At 57.2% G+C, this 283-nt stretch carries 1 protein-coding gene; it reads left to right on the top strand.

The annotated features are described in order from the left end of the window. Positions 1-283, top strand: a 283-nt coding sequence (locus tag JIF53_RS01800; protein WP_199451717.1) for a cytochrome c biogenesis CcdA family protein, incomplete at both ends; no start/stop codon positions are given.

Genomic DNA, 283 nt, shown 5'->3' with positions numbered 1-283 from the left:
GTTTGCCATCGGCTGGACACCCTGTATAGGCCCCATACTCGGGGCCATATTGGCGCTCAGCTCCACGCATGCCAATGCTGAGGCGGGCATGCTGTATCTGGCGGCGTATTCGTTGGGGTTGGCTCTTCCTTTTCTCGGAACCGCCCTGTTTATTGAACACTTTCGGCAACGAGTACGCTGGCTCAGTCGCTGGAGTAGACTGCTGAGAGCGCTTGCTGGCTTGGTGCTCGTTGTAATGGGAGTAATGGTGCTCACCGGTCGGATGACACTCTTTGCGTCGTGG

The sequence above is a fragment of the Marinobacter sp. bablab_jr008 genome (assembly GCF_016464145.1).
In the GTDB taxonomy this organism is placed as follows: Bacteria; Pseudomonadota; Gammaproteobacteria; order Pseudomonadales; family Oleiphilaceae; genus Marinobacter; species Marinobacter nauticus.
This window is presented reverse-complemented; position numbering and strand designations above follow the sequence as displayed.